The 17,375-nt window shown below is 50.0% G+C and carries 14 protein-coding genes and 1 riboswitch; of the genes, 7 read left to right on the top strand and 7 right to left on the bottom strand.

Going from position 1 to position 17,375, the window contains the following annotated elements:
• Window positions 1–73: 73 nt before the first annotated feature.
• Both KSO86_RS02295 and leuS read right to left on the bottom strand, forming a co-directional pair.
• Window positions 74–1,051 (bottom strand): aldose 1-epimerase, encoded by a 978-nt coding sequence (locus tag KSO86_RS02295; protein ID WP_366504489.1) that lies wholly within the window; start codon window positions 1,049–1,051, stop codon window positions 74–76.
• A gap of 198 nt (window positions 1,052–1,249) precedes the next feature.
• A complete protein-coding gene (leuS, locus tag KSO86_RS02290) occupies window positions 1,250–4,129 on the bottom strand; it encodes a leucine--tRNA ligase (RefSeq protein ID WP_216378095.1) in 2,880 nt (959 codons plus the stop codon).
• Between the two features lie 117 nt (window positions 4,130–4,246).
• On the opposite strand from leuS, the gene KSO86_RS02285 reads away from it, so the two are divergent.
• The gene (locus KSO86_RS02285) at window positions 4,247–4,684 is read left to right on the top strand and encodes an HIT family protein (RefSeq protein ID WP_216378096.1); all 438 of its coding nucleotides are present in this window, start codon (window positions 4,247–4,249) and stop codon (window positions 4,682–4,684) included.
• 26 nt (window positions 4,685–4,710) lie between these two features.
• Here KSO86_RS02285 and KSO86_RS02280 read toward each other — a convergent pair whose 3' ends face one another.
• Both KSO86_RS02280 and KSO86_RS02275 read right to left on the bottom strand, forming a co-directional pair.
• Window positions 4,711–5,388 carry a vitamin K epoxide reductase family protein gene (locus KSO86_RS02280; RefSeq protein ID WP_216378097.1) on the bottom strand — a complete coding sequence of 226 codons (678 nt, stop codon included), beginning with the start codon at window positions 5,386–5,388 and terminating at the stop codon, window positions 4,711–4,713.
• Between the two features lie 2 nt (window positions 5,389–5,390).
• Window positions 5,391–6,152 carry an HAD-IIB family hydrolase gene (locus KSO86_RS02275; protein ID WP_216378098.1) on the bottom strand — a complete coding sequence of 254 codons (762 nt, stop codon included), beginning with the start codon at window positions 6,150–6,152 and terminating at the stop codon, window positions 5,391–5,393.
• 92 nt (window positions 6,153–6,244) lie between these two features.
• Between KSO86_RS02275 and KSO86_RS02270 the strand changes: the two genes are divergently transcribed.
• Window positions 6,245–7,513, top strand: a complete 1,269-nt coding sequence (locus KSO86_RS02270) for an AI-2E family transporter (protein WP_216378099.1) — start codon at window positions 6,245–6,247, stop codon at window positions 7,511–7,513.
• A gap of 93 nt (window positions 7,514–7,606) precedes the next feature.
• The gene (locus KSO86_RS02265) at window positions 7,607–8,314 is read left to right on the top strand and encodes a purine-nucleoside phosphorylase (protein ID WP_091281104.1); all 708 of its coding nucleotides are present in this window, start codon (window positions 7,607–7,609) and stop codon (window positions 8,312–8,314) included.
• Window positions 8,315–8,318: 4 nt separating this feature from the next.
• Here KSO86_RS02265 and KSO86_RS02260 read toward each other — a convergent pair whose 3' ends face one another.
• Entirely contained in the window at window positions 8,319–8,480 is a 162-nt protein-coding gene (locus KSO86_RS02260; RefSeq protein ID WP_216378100.1) for a hypothetical protein, read from the bottom strand.
• 118 nt (window positions 8,481–8,598) lie between these two features.
• A riboswitch (SAM riboswitch) is annotated at window positions 8,599–8,685 on the top strand.
• 5 nt (window positions 8,686–8,690) lie between these two features.
• Here KSO86_RS02260 and KSO86_RS02255 point away from each other — a divergent pair.
• The 3 genes from KSO86_RS02255 to KSO86_RS02245 all read left to right on the top strand — a co-directional run bounded on the left by KSO86_RS02255 (window position 8,691) and on the right by KSO86_RS02245 (window position 11,331).
• Window positions 8,691–9,680 (top strand): methionine ABC transporter ATP-binding protein, encoded by a 990-nt coding sequence (locus tag KSO86_RS02255; protein ID WP_216378101.1) that lies wholly within the window; start codon window positions 8,691–8,693, stop codon window positions 9,678–9,680.
• Window positions 9,677–10,411, top strand: coding sequence for a methionine ABC transporter permease (locus KSO86_RS02250; RefSeq protein WP_216378102.1), 735 nt, complete (start codon window positions 9,677–9,679; stop codon window positions 10,409–10,411). The genes KSO86_RS02255 and KSO86_RS02250 overlap by 4 nt, the downstream gene beginning before the upstream one ends.
• 92 nt (window positions 10,412–10,503) lie before the next feature.
• Complete coding sequence (locus KSO86_RS02245; RefSeq protein WP_216378103.1) at window positions 10,504–11,331, top strand: MetQ/NlpA family ABC transporter substrate-binding protein; 828 nt, start codon at window positions 10,504–10,506, stop codon at window positions 11,329–11,331.
• Window positions 11,332–11,399: 68 nt separating this feature from the next.
• Here the strand turns inward: KSO86_RS02245 and KSO86_RS02240 are convergent, their stop codons facing one another.
• Window positions 11,400–14,906, bottom strand: a complete 3,507-nt coding sequence (locus tag KSO86_RS02240; RefSeq protein WP_216378104.1) for a proline dehydrogenase family protein — start codon at window positions 14,904–14,906, stop codon at window positions 11,400–11,402.
• A gap of 155 nt (window positions 14,907–15,061) precedes the next feature.
• Between KSO86_RS02240 and putP the strand changes: the two genes are divergently transcribed.
• The gene (gene putP, locus KSO86_RS02235; RefSeq protein ID WP_216378105.1) at window positions 15,062–16,633 is read left to right on the top strand and encodes a sodium/proline symporter PutP; all 1,572 of its coding nucleotides are present in this window, start codon (window positions 15,062–15,064) and stop codon (window positions 16,631–16,633) included.
• Here the strand turns inward: putP and KSO86_RS02230 are convergent.
• The gene (locus tag KSO86_RS02230; RefSeq protein ID WP_216378106.1) at window positions 16,630–17,283 is read right to left on the bottom strand and encodes a pyroglutamyl-peptidase I; all 654 of its coding nucleotides are present in this window, start codon (window positions 17,281–17,283) and stop codon (window positions 16,630–16,632) included. The two genes, putP and KSO86_RS02230, sit on opposite strands and share 4 nt — an antisense overlap.
• Between the last annotated feature and the right edge of the window lie 92 nt (window positions 17,284–17,375).

Raw genomic sequence — 17,375 nt, 5'->3', positions numbered from 1 at the left:
TGCCAAGTTATACAGCATTGCGGGGCACTCCTTACTTTGGGGTGCCCCGCAACAGTATACGAATGGTATTGACTTACTTGTGATACGTCAGTGTGACAGTTAATGTACGCGACATTCCAGGAGCGAGAACGATCGAACCTGCCGCATCAGGACGGTTGAAAGCGTCTGCTACATGTGAGAGTGGTTCAACAGCTATCGAGCCACGGACATTACGCAATGCGCCATCTGCGGTGTAGATATGGACAAGTGGTGCCTCGGCAGGTTCCTGCACGATATCGATGCGGGAATTGGTTGACGGGTCACGAAGAACTGTTGTCACGACGCCATTTTCATCTGGGATGAGACCACGGAAAGAGGTGTCAAGTACCGTGGAGCCGAGGAAATCAAGTTGATATGGCGCCTTAATCCCGGCATAAGCGGCCTCACCAGGGCGTGGCACAAGATGCGAGTCGAATACAATGCGGGTCCGTGCTGGAATCGTCAGGGACATATTTGAGGCCCGCGAGCCTGGGAAATGCAGGTAGGGATGCCACCCGATTGCAAACGGGATGCCATGTGGATAGTCATGGCGAGCATCAAATGATACAGTCAAGTGTTCTTCGCCATCGGCGCCTGCATCGAGCGAAAAAATAACAGAAAGCTCGAACGCCCACGGATATCCAGCAGAACCCGGGAACGTATAGGTTAATGTCAGAGCGCCCTCAGTGTTGGTCGCGGTAAAGTCCGCTTCTCCTACCAAGCCATGTGCAGCGCCTTCAGGTAGCTCATTAACAGTGTATGTTTCGCCGTCGAAAACGTACGAAGAACCAGTCAGTCGCCCTGGCCAAGGTGCCATAACCTTTGAACGGGCATCGCGTCCGTCTTCCATTTCCGCACGGGTTTCATATCCATCAACAATGTTAAACCCCGGACGAGGCTCCCAAGATAATAGCGTTGCGCCCCGCTCAGCAACCACTGCTGTTGCTCCAGTAGCGGACGTGAGTCTCCACGCCGGCAACCCATCAAAATTGGTTGCTTCGATCGTTGTACCAGCCATTGACACCACAGCCACTCGCTTTCCACTAGTAATTATATATCCGCACCATTACGGGTATTGGTTTTCGTAATAGTTTACTATCTTTTCAGTATAAAAAGATAACCCTATTCGTTATTCTCTGCATTTTGATTGGAAATAACGTCATGTCCCAATCAAACCCTCTGTTTATACATATAAAACGTGGTAGAGGGCTTGGCCTCTACCACGTTTTACTCACGGAACGATGTTGACTAATTTCGGAGCCCGGATAATAACTTTGCGCGGTGCGCCGTCAAGATACTGGCTTATCTTATCTGATGCCAATGCTAATGCCTCTAGATCCGCATCGGAGATATTGGTGGGGACCTCAAGCCGATCACGGACTTTACCTTTAACTTGCACGACGCATGTCACGGTGTCGTCAACCAGCAAAGATTCATCAGTAACCTGCGGGAACGGAGCATAAGCGATCGAATCTGCGTGTCCCAACCGCTTCCACAGTTCCTCCGCAATGTGTGGCGCAACTGGAGAAACCAGCAATGTTAGTGTCTCTGCCACCTCTCGAGTAACAGGCTTACCAGTAACATGGTTGTTCAAAACGATGATTCGCGCAATAGCGGTGTTAATTCGCATCGCTTCAAATTCTGCCCGTACGTCATTAATTGTTCGAGCCATAACTTTCGCAGTTTCATGGTCCGTCGGTTCATCGACAATAACCAGCTCGCCGGTTTGTTCATCAACGATATTTCGCCACAACCGTTGCAAGAATCGTTGTGCACCGACGACGGCACGAGTTTCCCATGGCCGATCAGCATCAAGCGGCCCCATGGACATCTCGTAGACACGGAATGTATCGGCACCATACTGTTCTGCCATATCATCTGGAGTGACAATATTCTTTAGCGACTTGCCCATCTTGCCGTATTCGCGGTTTACTGGCTGCCCGTTCCATTCGAACGTTACTTCACCAGATCCATCGCTAGCTGGAACTTCAACGACTTCATCAGCTGGAACATACTGTCCACGCGAATCGGTGTACGCATATGCCTGCACATAGCCTTGGTTGAAGAGCTTGTGGAATGGCTCGCTTGAGCTCAAATATCCGAGATCAAACAGAACCTTGTGCCAGAACCGGGCATAGAGCAAGTGCAAAACCGCGTGCTCAACACCGCCGATATACAGATCGGTACCACCGGCAGGCTTTCCTTCCTGCGGTCCCATCCAGTACGCTTCATTTTCCGGCGCAATGAATTGCTTAGTGTTGAGCGGGTCAATATAGCGCAATTCGTACCAGCATGAACCAGCCCAGTTCGGCATGGTGTTTGTTTCGCGAGTGTATTTCTTCAAGCCATCACCCAAGTCAAGCTCAACATTGACCCAATCGGTCAAGCGACCCAACGGCGGTTCTGGTTCTGAATCAGCATCCTCTGGATCAAACGACCGAGGCGAATAGTCTGGAGTGTCTGGCAGTTCAACTGGGAGCATCGAATCTGGCAGGGAATGCGCGTTGCCCTCTTCATCATAAACGATCGGGAATGGTTCGCCCCAGTAGCGCTGCCGGGAGAATAGCCAATCGCGCAGACGGTAGGTAATAGCTGCCTTGCCTACTCCTTTTTCCTCCAGCCATGCTGTCATCTTCGCTTTACCGGCGTCTTTATCCAAGCCGTTCAGCGAGATCTCATCATTAGCAGAGTTAATAATTGGCCCGTCTTCAGTCCACGCTGATTCACCATCAAAATCAGCTGGTGTTTCAATCGTTGGGATAATCGAAACATTGTAGGTACGCGCAAAATCAAAGTCGCGCTGGTCTCCTGATGGGACCGCCATAATAGCGCCCGTACCGTATCCCATCATCACGTAATCGGCAGTGAATACCGGGATAAGATCGCCATTAACTGGGTTGGTAGCAAAAATACCCGTGAACACACCAGTCTTAGTTTTTTCGACGTCGGCGCGCTCCTTATCAGACTTTCGCGAAGCAGCACGCTGATAGTCTTTCACCGCAATCATTGGATCTGCAGCACCGCCAGTCCATTCGGTGCGGGTCTCAGCTGGCCATTGCCCTGGGATTGCTTCCGCGTTCAGCATCGGGTGTTCCGGCGAAACTACCATAAATGTCGCACCAAACAAGGTATCTGGACGGGTAGTGAACACTGTGAGCGTATGATCGCCGTCGGCGCCATGCGCAGTGAAGTCTACGTGCGCACCGTGAGATTTTCCGATCCAGTTACGTTGCATTGACCGAACTTTTTCTGGCCAATCAACTTTATCTAGGTCCGCAGCTAAACGATCAGAATAGGCAGTAATCCGCATCATCCACTGCCGAAGCTTGCGCTTGAACACTGGATAGTTGCCGCGCTCAGATCGGCCGTCTGCCGTTACTTCTTCATTCGCTAACACGGTTCCCAAGCCTGGTGCCCAGTTGACCGGCGCATAATCGATGTACGCCAAGCGTCGGCTATCAACAGCGTTACGGCGTTGTTCCGGAGTCATATCTGCCCATGGAGTGCCATCCGGAGTTGGGATCGAACCATCTTTATAACCAGCGATGAGCTCGGCAATTGGCCGCGCCCGGCCTGTTGTCCCAGGCTCACGACCAGGAGCTTGTTCGTCATACCACGAATTGAAGATCTGGGAGAAGATCCATTGCGTCCACCCCACAAAGATCGTGTCTGTGGTTGCAATTGACCGACGCTTTTCGTGCGACATTCCCAAACGCCGTAACTGCGAACGCATATTGTCAATGTTTTGCTCGGTGGTAATACGCGGATGCTGTCCGGTCTGGACTGCATATTGCTCTGCTGGCAAACCAAACGCATCAAATCCCATCGTGTAGAGCACATTCTTGCCCTGCATACGGTGGTAACGCGCTAAACAGTCGGTTGCGATAAAGCCAAGCGGGTGGCCGACGTGGAGTCCTTTGCCAGAAGGGTACGGGAACATATCAAGCAAGAAATACGTTTCGTCAGCTAGCTTTCCAGCTCCCGCAAGCTCGCCAACTGGATTTGGCGCATTAAATGTTTCGTCACTTTCCCACCGGTCTTGCCATGACGCTTCGATCTTGTTGGCAAGTTCGGCAGTGTAGCGGTATGGAAAGCTATCTGGTGCCGACATGATTCTCCTTAGTATGTTACCCAAAACTAGTAATACCAATGGTAACGCAGGCAACCACTATTCTTTATATGACGTTCGTGTGATCCACCAAACGTCTTAAGGATGTAAACTAGAAACATGAGTAGTGTTTTTACAAAAATTATCACTGGTGAGATTCCGGGAAAATTTGTTTGGGCTGATGAGGATGTCGTTGTTATGGCGACTATCGAGCCTGCACGCCCAGGCCACGTTATGGTGGTTCCGCGCGAAGAAGTAGCAAAATTTAACGACGTCGAACCCCGCGTGTTCGCGCACGCAATGAACGTTGCACAAATTATCGCTACAGCTCAAGAGCGCGCTTTTGGCGTGGAACGCTCCGTAGTAACTATTTTAGGATTTGAAGTTCCCCATACTCACATCCATGTCATCCCGGCAGACGCGGAAAGTGCAGCTAACCTACACGAAGTAGGCCCAGCACCTGCAGCTGAAATTACTGAGGCAATGATGACGCTTCGCAACAGCCTCGTCGATCTAGGCTACGGCGATCACGTACCCGAATATATGGATTCGTTGTAATCCATACGTTAGCTGTAATCCATACTTTAGACGAAGAATAGTGGCAATTGATCCCAGAAGAAAACAACCACTAGAACAATGACAAGTCCATAGCTCAGGCCGACGCCGATCCATCTGTTACGAGCGTATGCTCGCCCGGCGTCGGTAAACTTGTCTCCGAAATGGCCAGCTTGCGCACTACGCGCAGTGACGTGGACGAAAAGCATAATAGTGGTAAACCAAGTTACCACGCAGTATGGGCACATCGAGTTTTCTACTACCAAGCTCTGGTACATGAACCACACCACCCAGACAATACCAAGAGCCAATGCTGCTGATAGTGCTTGCCACAGCCATCGAGCAAATCGCCCGTCGGCCACTAACACAAAGCCTAACGCAGTAATACCTGCAAAAAATGCGAGGCCAAATACCGAGTTAGTGACACCAAAAAACACTTCGTTCTGCCACATGCCTACCCATTTTCCGCAACCGACAAGCGGATTAATATCGCACGGCAGCACTCCTTCGGGATGCATGAGCTTTTGTTTCTCAGCAATAATCAGAGACATCGACGCCCACATGCCGATGACACCGCAGATCGTCATCAACCAAGCAAAACCGCGTTCTGCACCGCCGGTGACCTGCCGTTCAGACGGATAGCATGCAAACTTAGCTATTCGTTCATCAATATCGTGTTCACTGAGCTCAGATATTTGGTTCTTCATAGCTATCCCCTTGCATGCGCGTCAACGTAGTCATTAACAAACTCAACTGTATCTTCCCAGCCACCAACTGGATGGGTATCAATCCCCAATCGAAGAACTGGGAAATCGTTGCCGCCTTCATCAAGGCGATCTCCGATAAACAGCATATCGTTAATTGAGATTCCTGTTTGCTTCGACAACTCGGCAATGCCGTACGCTTTGTCTACCCCCGACCGAGTAATATCAACGGATGTAGACCCGCCGGAGCGAACTTCTAGATCTGGAAGATCTTTAGCCACTGCGGCTCGCAATAGTTCTTTCTTAGTGCGATCCGGATCCCACGCCTTTTTGGCATCAACTGGAGCTTGTTGCCCCAACGCTGAAAAAGTAATCTGAGAACCGCGATCTTCGAGAATCGGTCCCCACGTCTTTTCCTCCCACAGCCCGAGCTCTTTTGCACGTCGTTCAAGCGATGCCAATGCTCGTGCCCGTTCGTCGTCGGTCAGATCACGTGCATACACAGAAGACCACTGTCCTTCAGAAAAACGTAAATAGCGAGTTCCGCAGGTTGGCATCAGATGCAGTTTTGCTAATTGCTCATTATTAGCATCAAGATTCGCTAAAAGTTGCGATGAGAACTGTTCAAATTGGCCACCTGAAATCACACACACCTCACTGACATCCAATAGGCGTTTCAGCGCACAGACCATCGGTTTGGGCAACGGCGACTTCGAAGGCGCTAATGTATCGTCAAGATCAAAAGCCAACAGTGCGTAGTGTGTCATATTTCTCCAGAGCATATTTTCCGTAACGCCTAGCCGTCTCAGTGACTGCAGTTGGTAGGCTAAAGATATTCTACGCATGTAAGGAGTCTTTTATGCAAGCACGCCAGGTGGACGATAAACCGGCATATTCTGTACCTCAACCATTAGTTACTGCCGCCGCTTGGTCGTGGCGGCTCATCGTGGTAGCTGTCGTTCTAGCCGCACTTGGATGGCTGGGGCTACATTTTTACACGATTATTATTTCGACAATGGTTGCGTTGTTGCTGGCTGTTATTTTAGAGCCGGTGTCCTCCGGGCTCATCAAGCGTCTAAAGTTTCCGTCAGCTCTGGCAGCGACGACGACGTTACTTCTACTCGTAGCCTTCGTCGGATTGCTCATCTGGGGCTCGAGCGTTGGAATCATATCCGGCTTTTCCGAAGTCTCCGATCAGATATATGCCGGAATTAATACCCTCATAGAACAAGTGTCAACTGCTTTACCCGATGTTGGTGACCAGATTAATGACGCATGGAACTCGTTACAAAGCACAATTACAAATAATTCCAGCCAGATCCTCGGAGGGGTCGTAGCTGTTGGTTCAACGGTTTCCTCTCTCCTAACTGGATTTATCCTCGTTCTATTCACTTTGTTCTTCTTCTTGAAAGACGGCCGACGGCTATGGCATTGGATGGTTCGTCTCCTCCCGTTGCATTACCAAAATCCGGCAAATGAAGCTGGCATCAGAGCATGGGTGATGATCGGCAATTACACGCGCACCCAGGCCACGGTAGCTCTCGTCGACGCTATCGGTATTTCTGTTATTGCCATAATCCTCGATACCCCGCTGGGCTTAGCATTCCCGATTGGTGTAATCGTCTTTCTAGCGGCCTTTATCCCGGTGGTTGGCGCGTTCTTATCGGGATTTGTCGCGGTACTTATTGTTCTTGTCAATACCCAGTCGCTCTTTATGGCAATGTTGATGATGATTGGCATTTTGGCTGTCCAGCAGATTGAAGGTAATCTACTGCAACCAATTTTGCAGGGTAATGCCTTGAACATACATCCACTTGCAATTGTTCTCATTGTGGCTGGCGGGTCGTCGGTAGCCGGAATCGTTGGTGCCCTTTTCAGTGTGCCGCTTGTGGCAGCAATAAACGCCATCGTTTTATATCTGCGTGGACACGATCTTTATCCTTACCTCGCAACCATGGAGGACCGTCCTGGCGGTGCACCACAAGACTTCCTAGAATTACGCGAGAAGCATTGGAAAGAATTCGACGCGGCCATCGCCCAGCATCAATCTCCGCAAGAGCGCCGGGCGCAAAAACGTGGATATTTGTACGCACGAGTGCGCCAACTTTTACCTGGTGTTAAAAACTAAGCGTCTAGCTCATACTTTCATGACGCTAAATATGAGATTATAGAGGTATAACGAGCACACAGCTCTTTTATCTACTTACAGAAGGGACATTTCATGGCAACCCCACATATTGGTGCAGAGAAAGGTGACTTTGCACCAGCAGTTCTCATGCCAGGAGATCCAAAACGTGCAACCCGTATGGCACAGATGCTTATGCCTGACGCAAAACTCGTGACAGATGTACGCGGAATCGTTGGCTTTACTGGCGAAGTAAACGGTAAACCACTCTCAATCATGGCATCTGGAATGGGACAGCCATCATTGTCTATCTATGTCAATGAGCTCTTCATGCATTACGATGTCCAGCGCATTATCCGAGTTGGCACCGCCGGCGGCTTGTCCCCAAAGGTCAAGGTAGGCGACGTTGTTATTGCAAACGGCGCTCACTATGAAGGCGTTATGAATACATTCCTGACACCTAACACCCATTTCTCGGCCGTCGCATCATATGAGCTCGTACGAGCTGCTGCTGACGCCGCCGGAGATGATGAGCACGTCGTCGTCGGCCCAATCGTGTCACGCGACCGTTTCTACGGCGTAGACCCAGCCGACAACGAAGCTCTAGGAAAGATCGGCTGTTTAGGCGCCGAGATGGAAGCCGGTGCGCTTTATGGTCTCGCCGCTCAATATGACCGTCAGGCACTCGCTGTTTTGACCATTTCTGATCACATTACAGTTCCTGGAACGGACATGACTGCAGAAGAACGCGAGAACAACTTCCAGAAGGCACTTTCGTTAGCGATCGCTGCTGCTCACTGCTGAGACTTCAATCTATTTCAAGGGTATTGCCTCCTTCGCGCTGCGTTGGAGGCAATACTTTTTCTGCCTCATTTTCTTGAGGATTCTCGTTAACTGATTGAGGCAACGGGAACACCATTACCCACTGGCGCTTGCTTCTACGGATTGCCGGCTGATATATCTGATTCATAGTTTTATAGTGACATCTGCCTCCCACATACTTTCGCAGTCGCATCGGTCGCTTATTCACACTATTCTCATATGTTGGAATAGGTTGCTTTTCCATTGCGAACGTGGAAGCCTTAAACTGTTCATCAAGAGCAGCTAAGAGACTCGGCTCGACGAAGCTGCAGCAACCCAAATCAGGTGGGTGCTACTGCCGAGAGCGATGGAGGAATGTATGATCGAACTTCAAAACGTGTCAAAAATATACCCACGTAAAGGTAGCTCAGTTGTTCATGCATTACAAGATCTGTCATTAACCATTGCTGACAACACCATTCATGGAATCGTCGGCGAATCAGGCGCTGGAAAATCCACCCTTATCCGGTGCCTGACTGCTCTCGAACGTCCAACGGCTGGATCTATTTTGGTTGATGGACAAGACCTCACTCAGCTGCGTTCGCACGAATTGCGCGCTGCACGCCGGCGCATCGGAATGGTGTTCCAAGGTGCTAACTTATTTGAATCGCGCACCACCTACGAGAACATTGCTTATCCCCTGCGTATTGCAAAAATGCCAACTAAAGACATTGATGCCCGGGTCACCGAGCTACTACGCCTAGTTAACTTGCAAGATCGTGCGTCGTCTTATCCTTCTCAGCTATCTGGTGGTCAACGCCAGCGCGTAGGGATCGCTCGTGCGCTAGCTGATAAACCAGCTGTTCTCCTGGCAGATGAACCGACGTCAGCACTTGATGCAGAAACTACTGATTCGATTTTAGAGTTGTTGAAAAATGTTCGGGACCAAACGGGAGTAACCGTCGTCGTTATTACCCACGAAATGTCTGTCGTACGGAAAATCTGTGACTCCGTTACCCTTCTTGATGCTGGCAAAATCCAAGAAAGCGGCCACATTCGAGAAATTCTGCAAGATCCAATGTCAGTACTGGCCAAGAAGCTCATTCCACTACCGGAGCTCGATCATGACATTAGCGAACTCAATGACGTTATTGACCTCTATTTCACTTCTCAGCCAGGTAAACCAACCGGATCGCAAGTATTAAGCAAAGTAGCCGAACTAGGGGCAGATATTGCCACAGGGACATTCGAATCAGTCGGAGATGTTCAGGTTGGCCGCTTAGCGTTAACAGTTCCTATCGGCACCGGCGACGTATGCGCTACCAAATTCAACAAAACAACAGTATTCGCACAGGTGCGTGAGGCATGATTTTGAACTTAGCTACCCTTATTCCTGTCATAGCCGCCGTTTCACGGCACGACGAAGGCACATGGTTCAACCGACCAGTGGTGCAAGAACAGCTGTTACCTGCTATTGTCGAAACACTCTATATGGTCGGCGTCGGCACAATAGTAACCGTGCTACTTGGCCTGCCATTGGGCGTAATCTTGGCTGAAACCCGTAAAGATGGGCTGATTCCGCATCGAGTTACTCATAAGCTATTGGGGGCTAGCATCAATATCGGCCGAGCAATACCGTTCATTATTTTGGCTGTTATCGTGCTATACGCAATTCGTTTGATCGATGTTCCTTGGCTCTCAACAGTGGGATGGCCCGCGTTCACAGTCGCTCTCATCGTATCTGCTGTTCCGTATTTCGCTCGTTTAGTCGAATCCAACGTTCTTGCAGTTTCACAAGGAAAAGTTGAAGCGGCGCAAATGGCTGGCGCGTCACCAGTTGGCATTATGTCTGGCGTCTTAGTACGCGAAGCTCTGCCTGCAATTATTCAGTCAATTACGATTTTGACTATTACCGTTATCGGATATTCGGCGATGTCCTCCATCGTCGGTGGCGGCGGTCTTGGCGCACTCGCTATCAACCACGGATATACCCGGCATCATTTCGATGTCGTCATCATCGCCGTCGTCGTCATCCTTATTATGGTTCAAATCGTGCAGTGGGTCGGCGATATGTTGAGCCGGTTGGTTGATCACCGCTAAGGCGCAACCAGCCGGGAAACTTAGCCTTGGCACCCAACGATTAGTCGGCCATGGGTTACTAAAACCCGCGCCTAAAAGCCAAAGGAAAAACAATGAAACTTCATAAACTCGCCGCTCTTACCTGTGCAACGCTTCTGGCCTTAACGTCATGTGCTACCGGATCGGACAGTCAATCGAGTTCTTCGGAGGATAACGGCAAAACTGTTCTCAAAGTCGGAGCTTCACCAGTACCACATGCTGACATCCTAAAATTCGTCAACGAGAATCTAGCATCAGCTGAAGGAATCGAAATCGACATCAAGGAGTACACCGACTACATCCAGCCAAATGTTGCTCTGGATGAGGACGAACTCGATGCCAACTTCTTCCAGCATCTACCGTACTTTGACACCGAAGTCAGCGAAAAAGGCTACGAATTTGAACACGGCAAAGGCATCCAAATCGAACCTTATGCTGTTTTTTCGGAGAAGATCACCGATCTCAAAGAGTTATCAGATAAAGCAACAATCTTGGTTAACAATGATCCATCTAACCAAGCACGGGCACTGAAACTCCTCGAGAAACTTGGGCTTTTCGAGCTGAAAAATACCGATAACCCAACGATTCACGACCTTGCCAAGAATCCGCATAATTACACGCTCATCGAAGCAGATCCGGCGATTATTCCAGTGCAACTACCTGACGTTGACATTGCTGTGATTAACGGTAACTTCGCACTAGATCATGGGCTAAACCCGGCAACCGATGCCATCGCAATCGAATCGGGCGAAGATAACCCGTATGCAAATATCCTTGCGTGGAAGAAAGACTCTGCGAAAGCAGAAGCAATCGCTAAACTTGAAAAGCTCCTTCACGATCCAAAGGTTGCAGATTTCATCCGCGAGTCATATCCAAACGGAGAGATCGTCCCAGCATTCTAACTGAAGGCGGAGAACACTGTTTTCTATCTAGTTGTGGTGGCAGAATCCATTTCTGCCACCACAACTTTTTACAAGATACCGTCAAGGATCTTCGTTTTGTCACCGAATCTATGGTTAGTTGCTGCGATAGCTTGTTCTAGGAAGAACGGACGCAGATCAACACGGCCCTGCCCTGTTATCGGGTCGGCAAAAATAGCCACATCAATTGAGCCGCCAACAGCTTGAGCGACCTCTTCGGGTGCGTCTCCGATATAACGGATGCGAGACGGGAAAGCAGGTGCGTCCGCGAGTCGAGACAGCCAAGCGGCATGGGATTCTACGGTAACCTCAACGCCATGCTGATATAAGAGTACTGCAAAAGAGCCAGGAAGCTCTCCGGCAACAGACACAGTCACGTCTGCCCCAGCACTTACTGCCCCAACGATATTTACGATCGCCAGATCCCAGTTCTCTCGATCCTCAAGGCGCACGTCTACACACGTAGGCTTGTACCGCAGAATGTTCTTTTCCACGCCCAGCTCAGAAACATCGTGAGCAGGCAAGTAGAAAGATGATAACGCCTCATTCGTACTCTGAATCGCCGCACGGAAGATCTCATGACGATGCGGTTCGATAGCAGCTTGTAGCTCGTGAAGACGAATCAGCAGATCGTTGCCTTCTACTGCAGGAAGATCGCGAGTATTCTCCATTAAAGCTTTATTATTTCGTTCTACTCGTACTAAACCGAGCAGATGATTCGGGCCACCAGCTTTTGAACCAGTACCAACTGAGGATCGTTTCCAACCCCCGAACGGTTGTCGGCGAACAATCGCGCCCGTAATTCCCCGATTAATGTAAGCGTTACCGACTTCAACACGGTCTAACCAGTGCGCGATCTCGTCACTGTCTAGGGTATGAATTCCGCCGGTTAGCCCGTATTCCACGTCGTTTTGAATATCGATCGCTTCATCAAGGTCCGCGGCAAACATAATTCCCAATACCGGGCCGAAGTACTCGGTCTTATGGAATTCTGAGCCACGTTGTACACCGATTCTAATTCCAGGACTCCATAACCGGCGCGTATCGTCGAGCTGGCGAGGCGCTAAAATCCAGTGCTCACCATGCCCTAATTTCGTCAATCCTTGCTCAAGTTTCCCGCACACAGGCTCAATAACAGGCCCCATTTGAGCAGCTGGCGTTTGCGGATAAGCCACAACCAATGACCGAGCGGCATCGACAATCTGAGTCAGGAGACGTTTGGATTCGGCCATCGTACCAACCAGTATGACAAGTGAACATGCCGAACATTTTTGTCCAGCATGGCCAAATGCTGACGTGACGATGTCCTTAGCCGCTAAGTCGATATCAGCCTGCTCAGTCACAATAATGGCATTCTTCCCAGATGTTTCACCGAACAGACGCAAATCTGCCTGCCAGGAGCGGAAGAGCTGCGCTGTTTGTGACGATCCGGTGAATACCGTCTGATCGGTTTCCGTTACTAACGTACGTCCAGCTTCTGGCAAATCACTCGGGTCAATATCGACAAGTTGCAGGACGTCTCGTGGCACTCCCGCATCCCACAAGGCTTGTGCGACATATGCGCCGGTCCGGCGGGCTTGCTCTGCGGGTTTGAAGACGACGGCGGAACCAGTTGCAAGCGGAGCCACGACTGAGCCTGTTGCGATAGCAATCGGAAAATTCCACGGTGGAATCGCAGCCGTGACTTGTGCCGGTACTACGTCTACTCCGGCCAATTGATCCAATTCCTCGGCTAACTGGGCATAATAGTTACAGAAGTCTATTGCTTCTGATACTTCAACGTCGCCTTCGCCCAGTACTTTGCCGCATTCGGCTGCTGCCACCGTCATCAATTCGCCACGCCGCTGACCAAGAATAACTGCCGCGTTGCGCAAAATCTGGGCACGCTCACTGGCCGGTAATCCTGCCCAATACGATACCGATGCTCGAGCCTGGCTAATACGTTCGCGTACCTCATCCGCAGTATACACCTGTGCCGAATCAGCTAGTTCTTGCCCCAAATCGGTTTCTGGAATATTGGCGAAAATCTGATCCGCCCATTCCACATTCGCTGGTAACGAGGGGTCCGAATCTGCGCTATTTGTAAACGAGTTTTGGATGACGACGTCGTCGTTCCGTCTATCTTGGAGACGGTTAGGCCCATATGACAGCTGTGGCGCATCCTGAGATGCTATCAGCGATAACTGCGTAAATTGTTGCGATAATTCTGGAAAAGCACCGTGCAGCGCAGTAATATAACGATCCCGTTCACGATTGAACACCGCATCGCTATGCGGGAATTCAAAAACACCCGACATGAAATTTTCGGGAGCAGCCGATTCTTCGAGACGACGCACCAAATAGGAAATAGCAACATCAAATTCGGAAGGGTCAACAACCGGCACATAGAACAAAATATGGCCGACGTCCTCGCGCACTGCGTCAGCTTGGTTAGGAGCCATCCCGCGGAGCATTTCCACTTCGTAACCGGAACTTATCCCGCGTGCTTCTATCAGTGCATAGGCAAATCCAAGGGAAAACATATTATGCCCGGCGATCCCGATTTTTACATTCGCCAGATGCTCAGGACGCAAGGCGTATTCGAGGATCCGAAGATAGTTCGCGTCCGCTGCTTCTTTAGAAGGCTGCGTAGCTAGCTCCCAGCCATGCATAATCGCATCAACCCGCTCCATCGGCAGGTTAGCACCTTTAACTAAACGCACTTTAATCGGTGCTCCGCCGTGGGCGACTCGGTCAGCAGCCCATTGTTGGAGATCTACCATAGCTGGTAGCGCATCGGGTAAATAGGCCTGGAGCACAATCCCTGCTTCGAGACGCTGAAATTCTGGAAGCTCAAGAAGATTTTTGAATACCTCGATGGTTAAGTGAAGATCGTGGTATTCCTCCATATCCAAGTTAATGAATTTCTTTAGCCTTAATGCTTTTTCATAGAGCGGATAAAGCCCGTGCACCGCCTCGCGCACAGCTACGTGATAGCCCCACGGATTGTGTACGCCCAAGACTGCTGAAACTTTGATCGAGACGTAATCAACGTCGTCGTGATCTAATAAATCCATCACAGCATTAAGCCGACGGCTCGCTTCGTTCTTTCCTAGAACAGCTTCACCAAGCAAATTGAGATTGAGGCGCGAGCCATCTTTTCGCATAGCTCTGATGGCTGGCCCGAGCTTTTTCGGGCTAGTATCGAGAACTAAGTCCCCAACGAGTGACCGAAAAACACGAAACGCAGCGCCGACGACGACGCGCGGAGCGACAGTGGCAAGCTTCCCACCAGCATTTGCCGGTAGCGACAGGTAAGCAGGTAAGAAATCAATCTTTTGTGCCGAAAGTTTCTGGAGATTTCTAGCTGCTATGCGTTTGTCTTCAGGTCGGATGACTTTGTCGACAAAATCAATAGTGAAGTCTAAACCACCATCTGAAGCCAGCACATCAGATAACAGTTTTCCAGCACGATCAGTGGGCAAACAAGCAGCACGATCTGCCCACCTGCGTGCCTGAACAATCGCTTGATTCGCAACATCGGCAAGGCTAATATCGCCGTTGATTTCTGGTTTCATAACAGGCCCCTTCACTGTCGGTACAAAAAACTGTACTCGTGTTACGTGACATCATACCGTGTGATATATCTTCACAATGAGAGTTTTGAACGTCACTTACATCAGCAAGGTCTCTCCTGTACTGTTAAGAGGCAATCAATCTTTGGACGTGAATTATGACTGATCAAGTTTTCCAAACCATTTCCATGGTTCTGTACCTGCTAGCGATGATTGGAATCGGCCTGTGGGCATACCGCAAGAATGATTCGGTAGATGACTATATGCTCGGTGGGCGCCAACTGAATCCCGCGGTAGCTGCACTATCGGCTGGCGCATCAGATATGTCTGGCTGGCTACTTATGGGGTTGCCAGGAGCGCTCTATGCAAACGGTCTGGTCGAATCATGGATAGCTATCGGACTTACCGTAGGCGCATGGTTAAATTGGAAATTTGTTGCACCTCGGTTACGTTCATATACCGAAGTATCAAATAACTCGATCACAGTTCCATCATTCTTAGATTCACGACTACGAGATTCCACTCATTCGTTACGTATTGTTTCAGGCCTAGTCATTCTCTTTTTCTTCACCTTCTATGTGTCTTCCGGCATGGTTGCTGGCGGTGTATTTTTTCATGCCGCATTCGGTACCTCCTACCTCAGCGGAATGCTACTCATTGCAACGGTCACGATTATGTACACGTTACTAGGCGGATTCTTAGCTGTTTCATGGACCGATCTTGTGCAAGGGGTTATGATGCTTCTCGCCCTGGTCTTCGTTCCAGTCATGGGGCTAGTCATCGTTGGTGGACCATCCGCCGCCATCGAGTCAGCTCAACTACTTAACTCTAACTGGCAGTCATTAATCGGCGACAAAACAGTTACCTTTGCCGGAATCATTGGAATATTCTCTGCGCTGGCATGGGGTCTTGGATACTTCGGGCAACCGCATATTATTGTTCGCTTCATGGCATTGCGGAAGCCCGCTGAAGCCAAAGCTGCACGGCGAATTGGAATCGGGTGGATGGTTTTGTCAATCCTGGGCGCTATGGGCACCGCTCTAGTAGGCGTTGCTTATGCGCAACAATCTGGCGAAGGTCTACTAGGTAATCCGGAGCAAGTCTTTATCTATATGGGTCAGATCTTGTTTCATCCGCTCGTTGCCGGGTTTATGCTTGCCGCTATTTTAGCAGCCATCATGTCCACGATTTCCTCTCAGTTACTTGTTTCTTCTTCGGCCCTCGTGGAAGATATCTATTCGGTATTTGTTCACCAAAAACTATCTGAAAAACACGGCGTGATGCTGTCCCGTGCAGCCGTCATTCTAATCTCTATCATCGCAGCACTACTCGCTATTTCGCCGTCAGATACTATCTTGGAACTGGTAGCGTTTGCGTGGGCTGGGTTCGGCGGCGCTTTCGGGCCAGTCGTCTTACTTTCTCTCTTCTGGCGTAAGCTCACAACCTCGGGAGCGCTCAGCGGTATGGTTGTTGGATCCGTCGTCGTTGTGCTCTGGAGCAATCTATCCGGGGGTATCTTCGACCTCTACGAAATCGTGCCAGGATTCCTAGCAAACTTAATCGTCGCAGTCATCGTTTCTGCACTGACGTATACCGAGAACCCAACTATTACGGCTGAATTTGAGGCTACCAAGCAGCTAGTGAAAAACTGGGATGATCGGACAGAGGCGTTACAGACCGTTGACGCTACGACGTCGACTGATCGCTATACGCCTCGCAGTACCCGCTAAGCGCAAGCTAAACCAGCCGCTGCGATCTGGCAGACCACGCTCAGGGCATCAGTAAGCTGCGGAACAGTCCATACGTGTGTATCCGGCGTAGTCGTTCGGGAACGATAAGAATCTGTTTCAGATCCGACGCTGGCTTGCCCCGCTCGCCGTACCGCGGGAACGTGAATAAAACCCGCTGGACCGTCAAAAAGTCGCAACGCTGCGCGGAATACTGCATTACACAAATACAGCCCAGCATCGTACGATTCCACTGCTGGTAATCCAGCTTGACACAGTGCCGTCACAATCTCTTTAGCTGGTAGCCTAGTTCGCCATTCTGCTTCCCCATCATCAAGCGGTTCGCCATGCGGTTGGTAACCTTCATTATCAGGGATTCGAGCATCGGCACAATTCTTTGCAATCATTTCTACTGAAATAAGGTCTCGTAGTCCAGCTTCCCCGACTGCAATAAGAATGTCAGGCTTAACATCCGCGATGAACTGGCTTAACTGAACCGGAGCAGTGGTAAAAACAACTGGCAACTTGCGAGTTATGATCTCAATTTCACTGTTGTCATCGTTTAGCATCGCGGGCAAGCGCTTAACAGCTTCCCAACTCGCATTTTCACTATCGTCACCAAACGGCTCAAAACCAGTCAACAAAATACGCATACTCAATATGTTATCGACGCGAACGCACTATAGCTAAAAGCAGTGCGGAAGAACGTCGAGTTCTTCCGCACTGCTTCATAGTATCAGCCTTT

It is taken from the genome of Arcanobacterium phocae, assembly GCF_018913465.1.
GTDB lineage: Bacteria > Actinomycetota > Actinomycetes > Actinomycetales > Actinomycetaceae > Arcanobacterium > Arcanobacterium phocae_A.
This window is presented reverse-complemented; position numbering and strand designations above follow the sequence as displayed.

Coding starts and splice junctions, on each gene's coding strand:
- leuS (WP_216378095.1), bottom strand. CDS start 4,129: ATGTCGGCACCAGATAGCTTTCCATACCGCTACACTGCCGAACTTGCC.
- KSO86_RS02285 (WP_216378096.1), top strand. CDS start 4,247: ATGAGTAGTGTTTTTACAAAAATTATCACTGGTGAGATTCCGGGAAAA.
- KSO86_RS02280 (WP_216378097.1), bottom strand. CDS start 5,388: ATGAAGAACCAAATATCTGAGCTCAGTGAACACGATATTGATGAACGA.
- KSO86_RS02275 (WP_216378098.1), bottom strand. CDS start 6,152: ATGACACACTACGCACTGTTGGCTTTTGATCTTGACGATACATTAGCG.
- KSO86_RS02270 (WP_216378099.1), top strand. CDS start 6,245: ATGCAAGCACGCCAGGTGGACGATAAACCGGCATATTCTGTACCTCAA.
- KSO86_RS02265 (WP_091281104.1), top strand. CDS start 7,607: ATGGCAACCCCACATATTGGTGCAGAGAAAGGTGACTTTGCACCAGCA.
- KSO86_RS02260 (WP_216378100.1), bottom strand. CDS start 8,480: ATGAATCAGATATATCAGCCGGCAATCCGTAGAAGCAAGCGCCAGTGG.
- KSO86_RS02255 (WP_216378101.1), top strand. CDS start 8,691: ATGATCGAACTTCAAAACGTGTCAAAAATATACCCACGTAAAGGTAGC.
- KSO86_RS02250 (WP_216378102.1), top strand. CDS start 9,677: ATGATTTTGAACTTAGCTACCCTTATTCCTGTCATAGCCGCCGTTTCA.
- KSO86_RS02245 (WP_216378103.1), top strand. CDS start 10,504: ATGAAACTTCATAAACTCGCCGCTCTTACCTGTGCAACGCTTCTGGCC.
- KSO86_RS02240 (WP_216378104.1), bottom strand. CDS start 14,906: ATGAAACCAGAAATCAACGGCGATATTAGCCTTGCCGATGTTGCGAAT.
- putP (WP_216378105.1), top strand. CDS start 15,062: ATGACTGATCAAGTTTTCCAAACCATTTCCATGGTTCTGTACCTGCTA.
- KSO86_RS02230 (WP_216378106.1), bottom strand. CDS start 17,283: ATGCGTATTTTGTTGACTGGTTTTGAGCCGTTTGGTGACGATAGTGAA.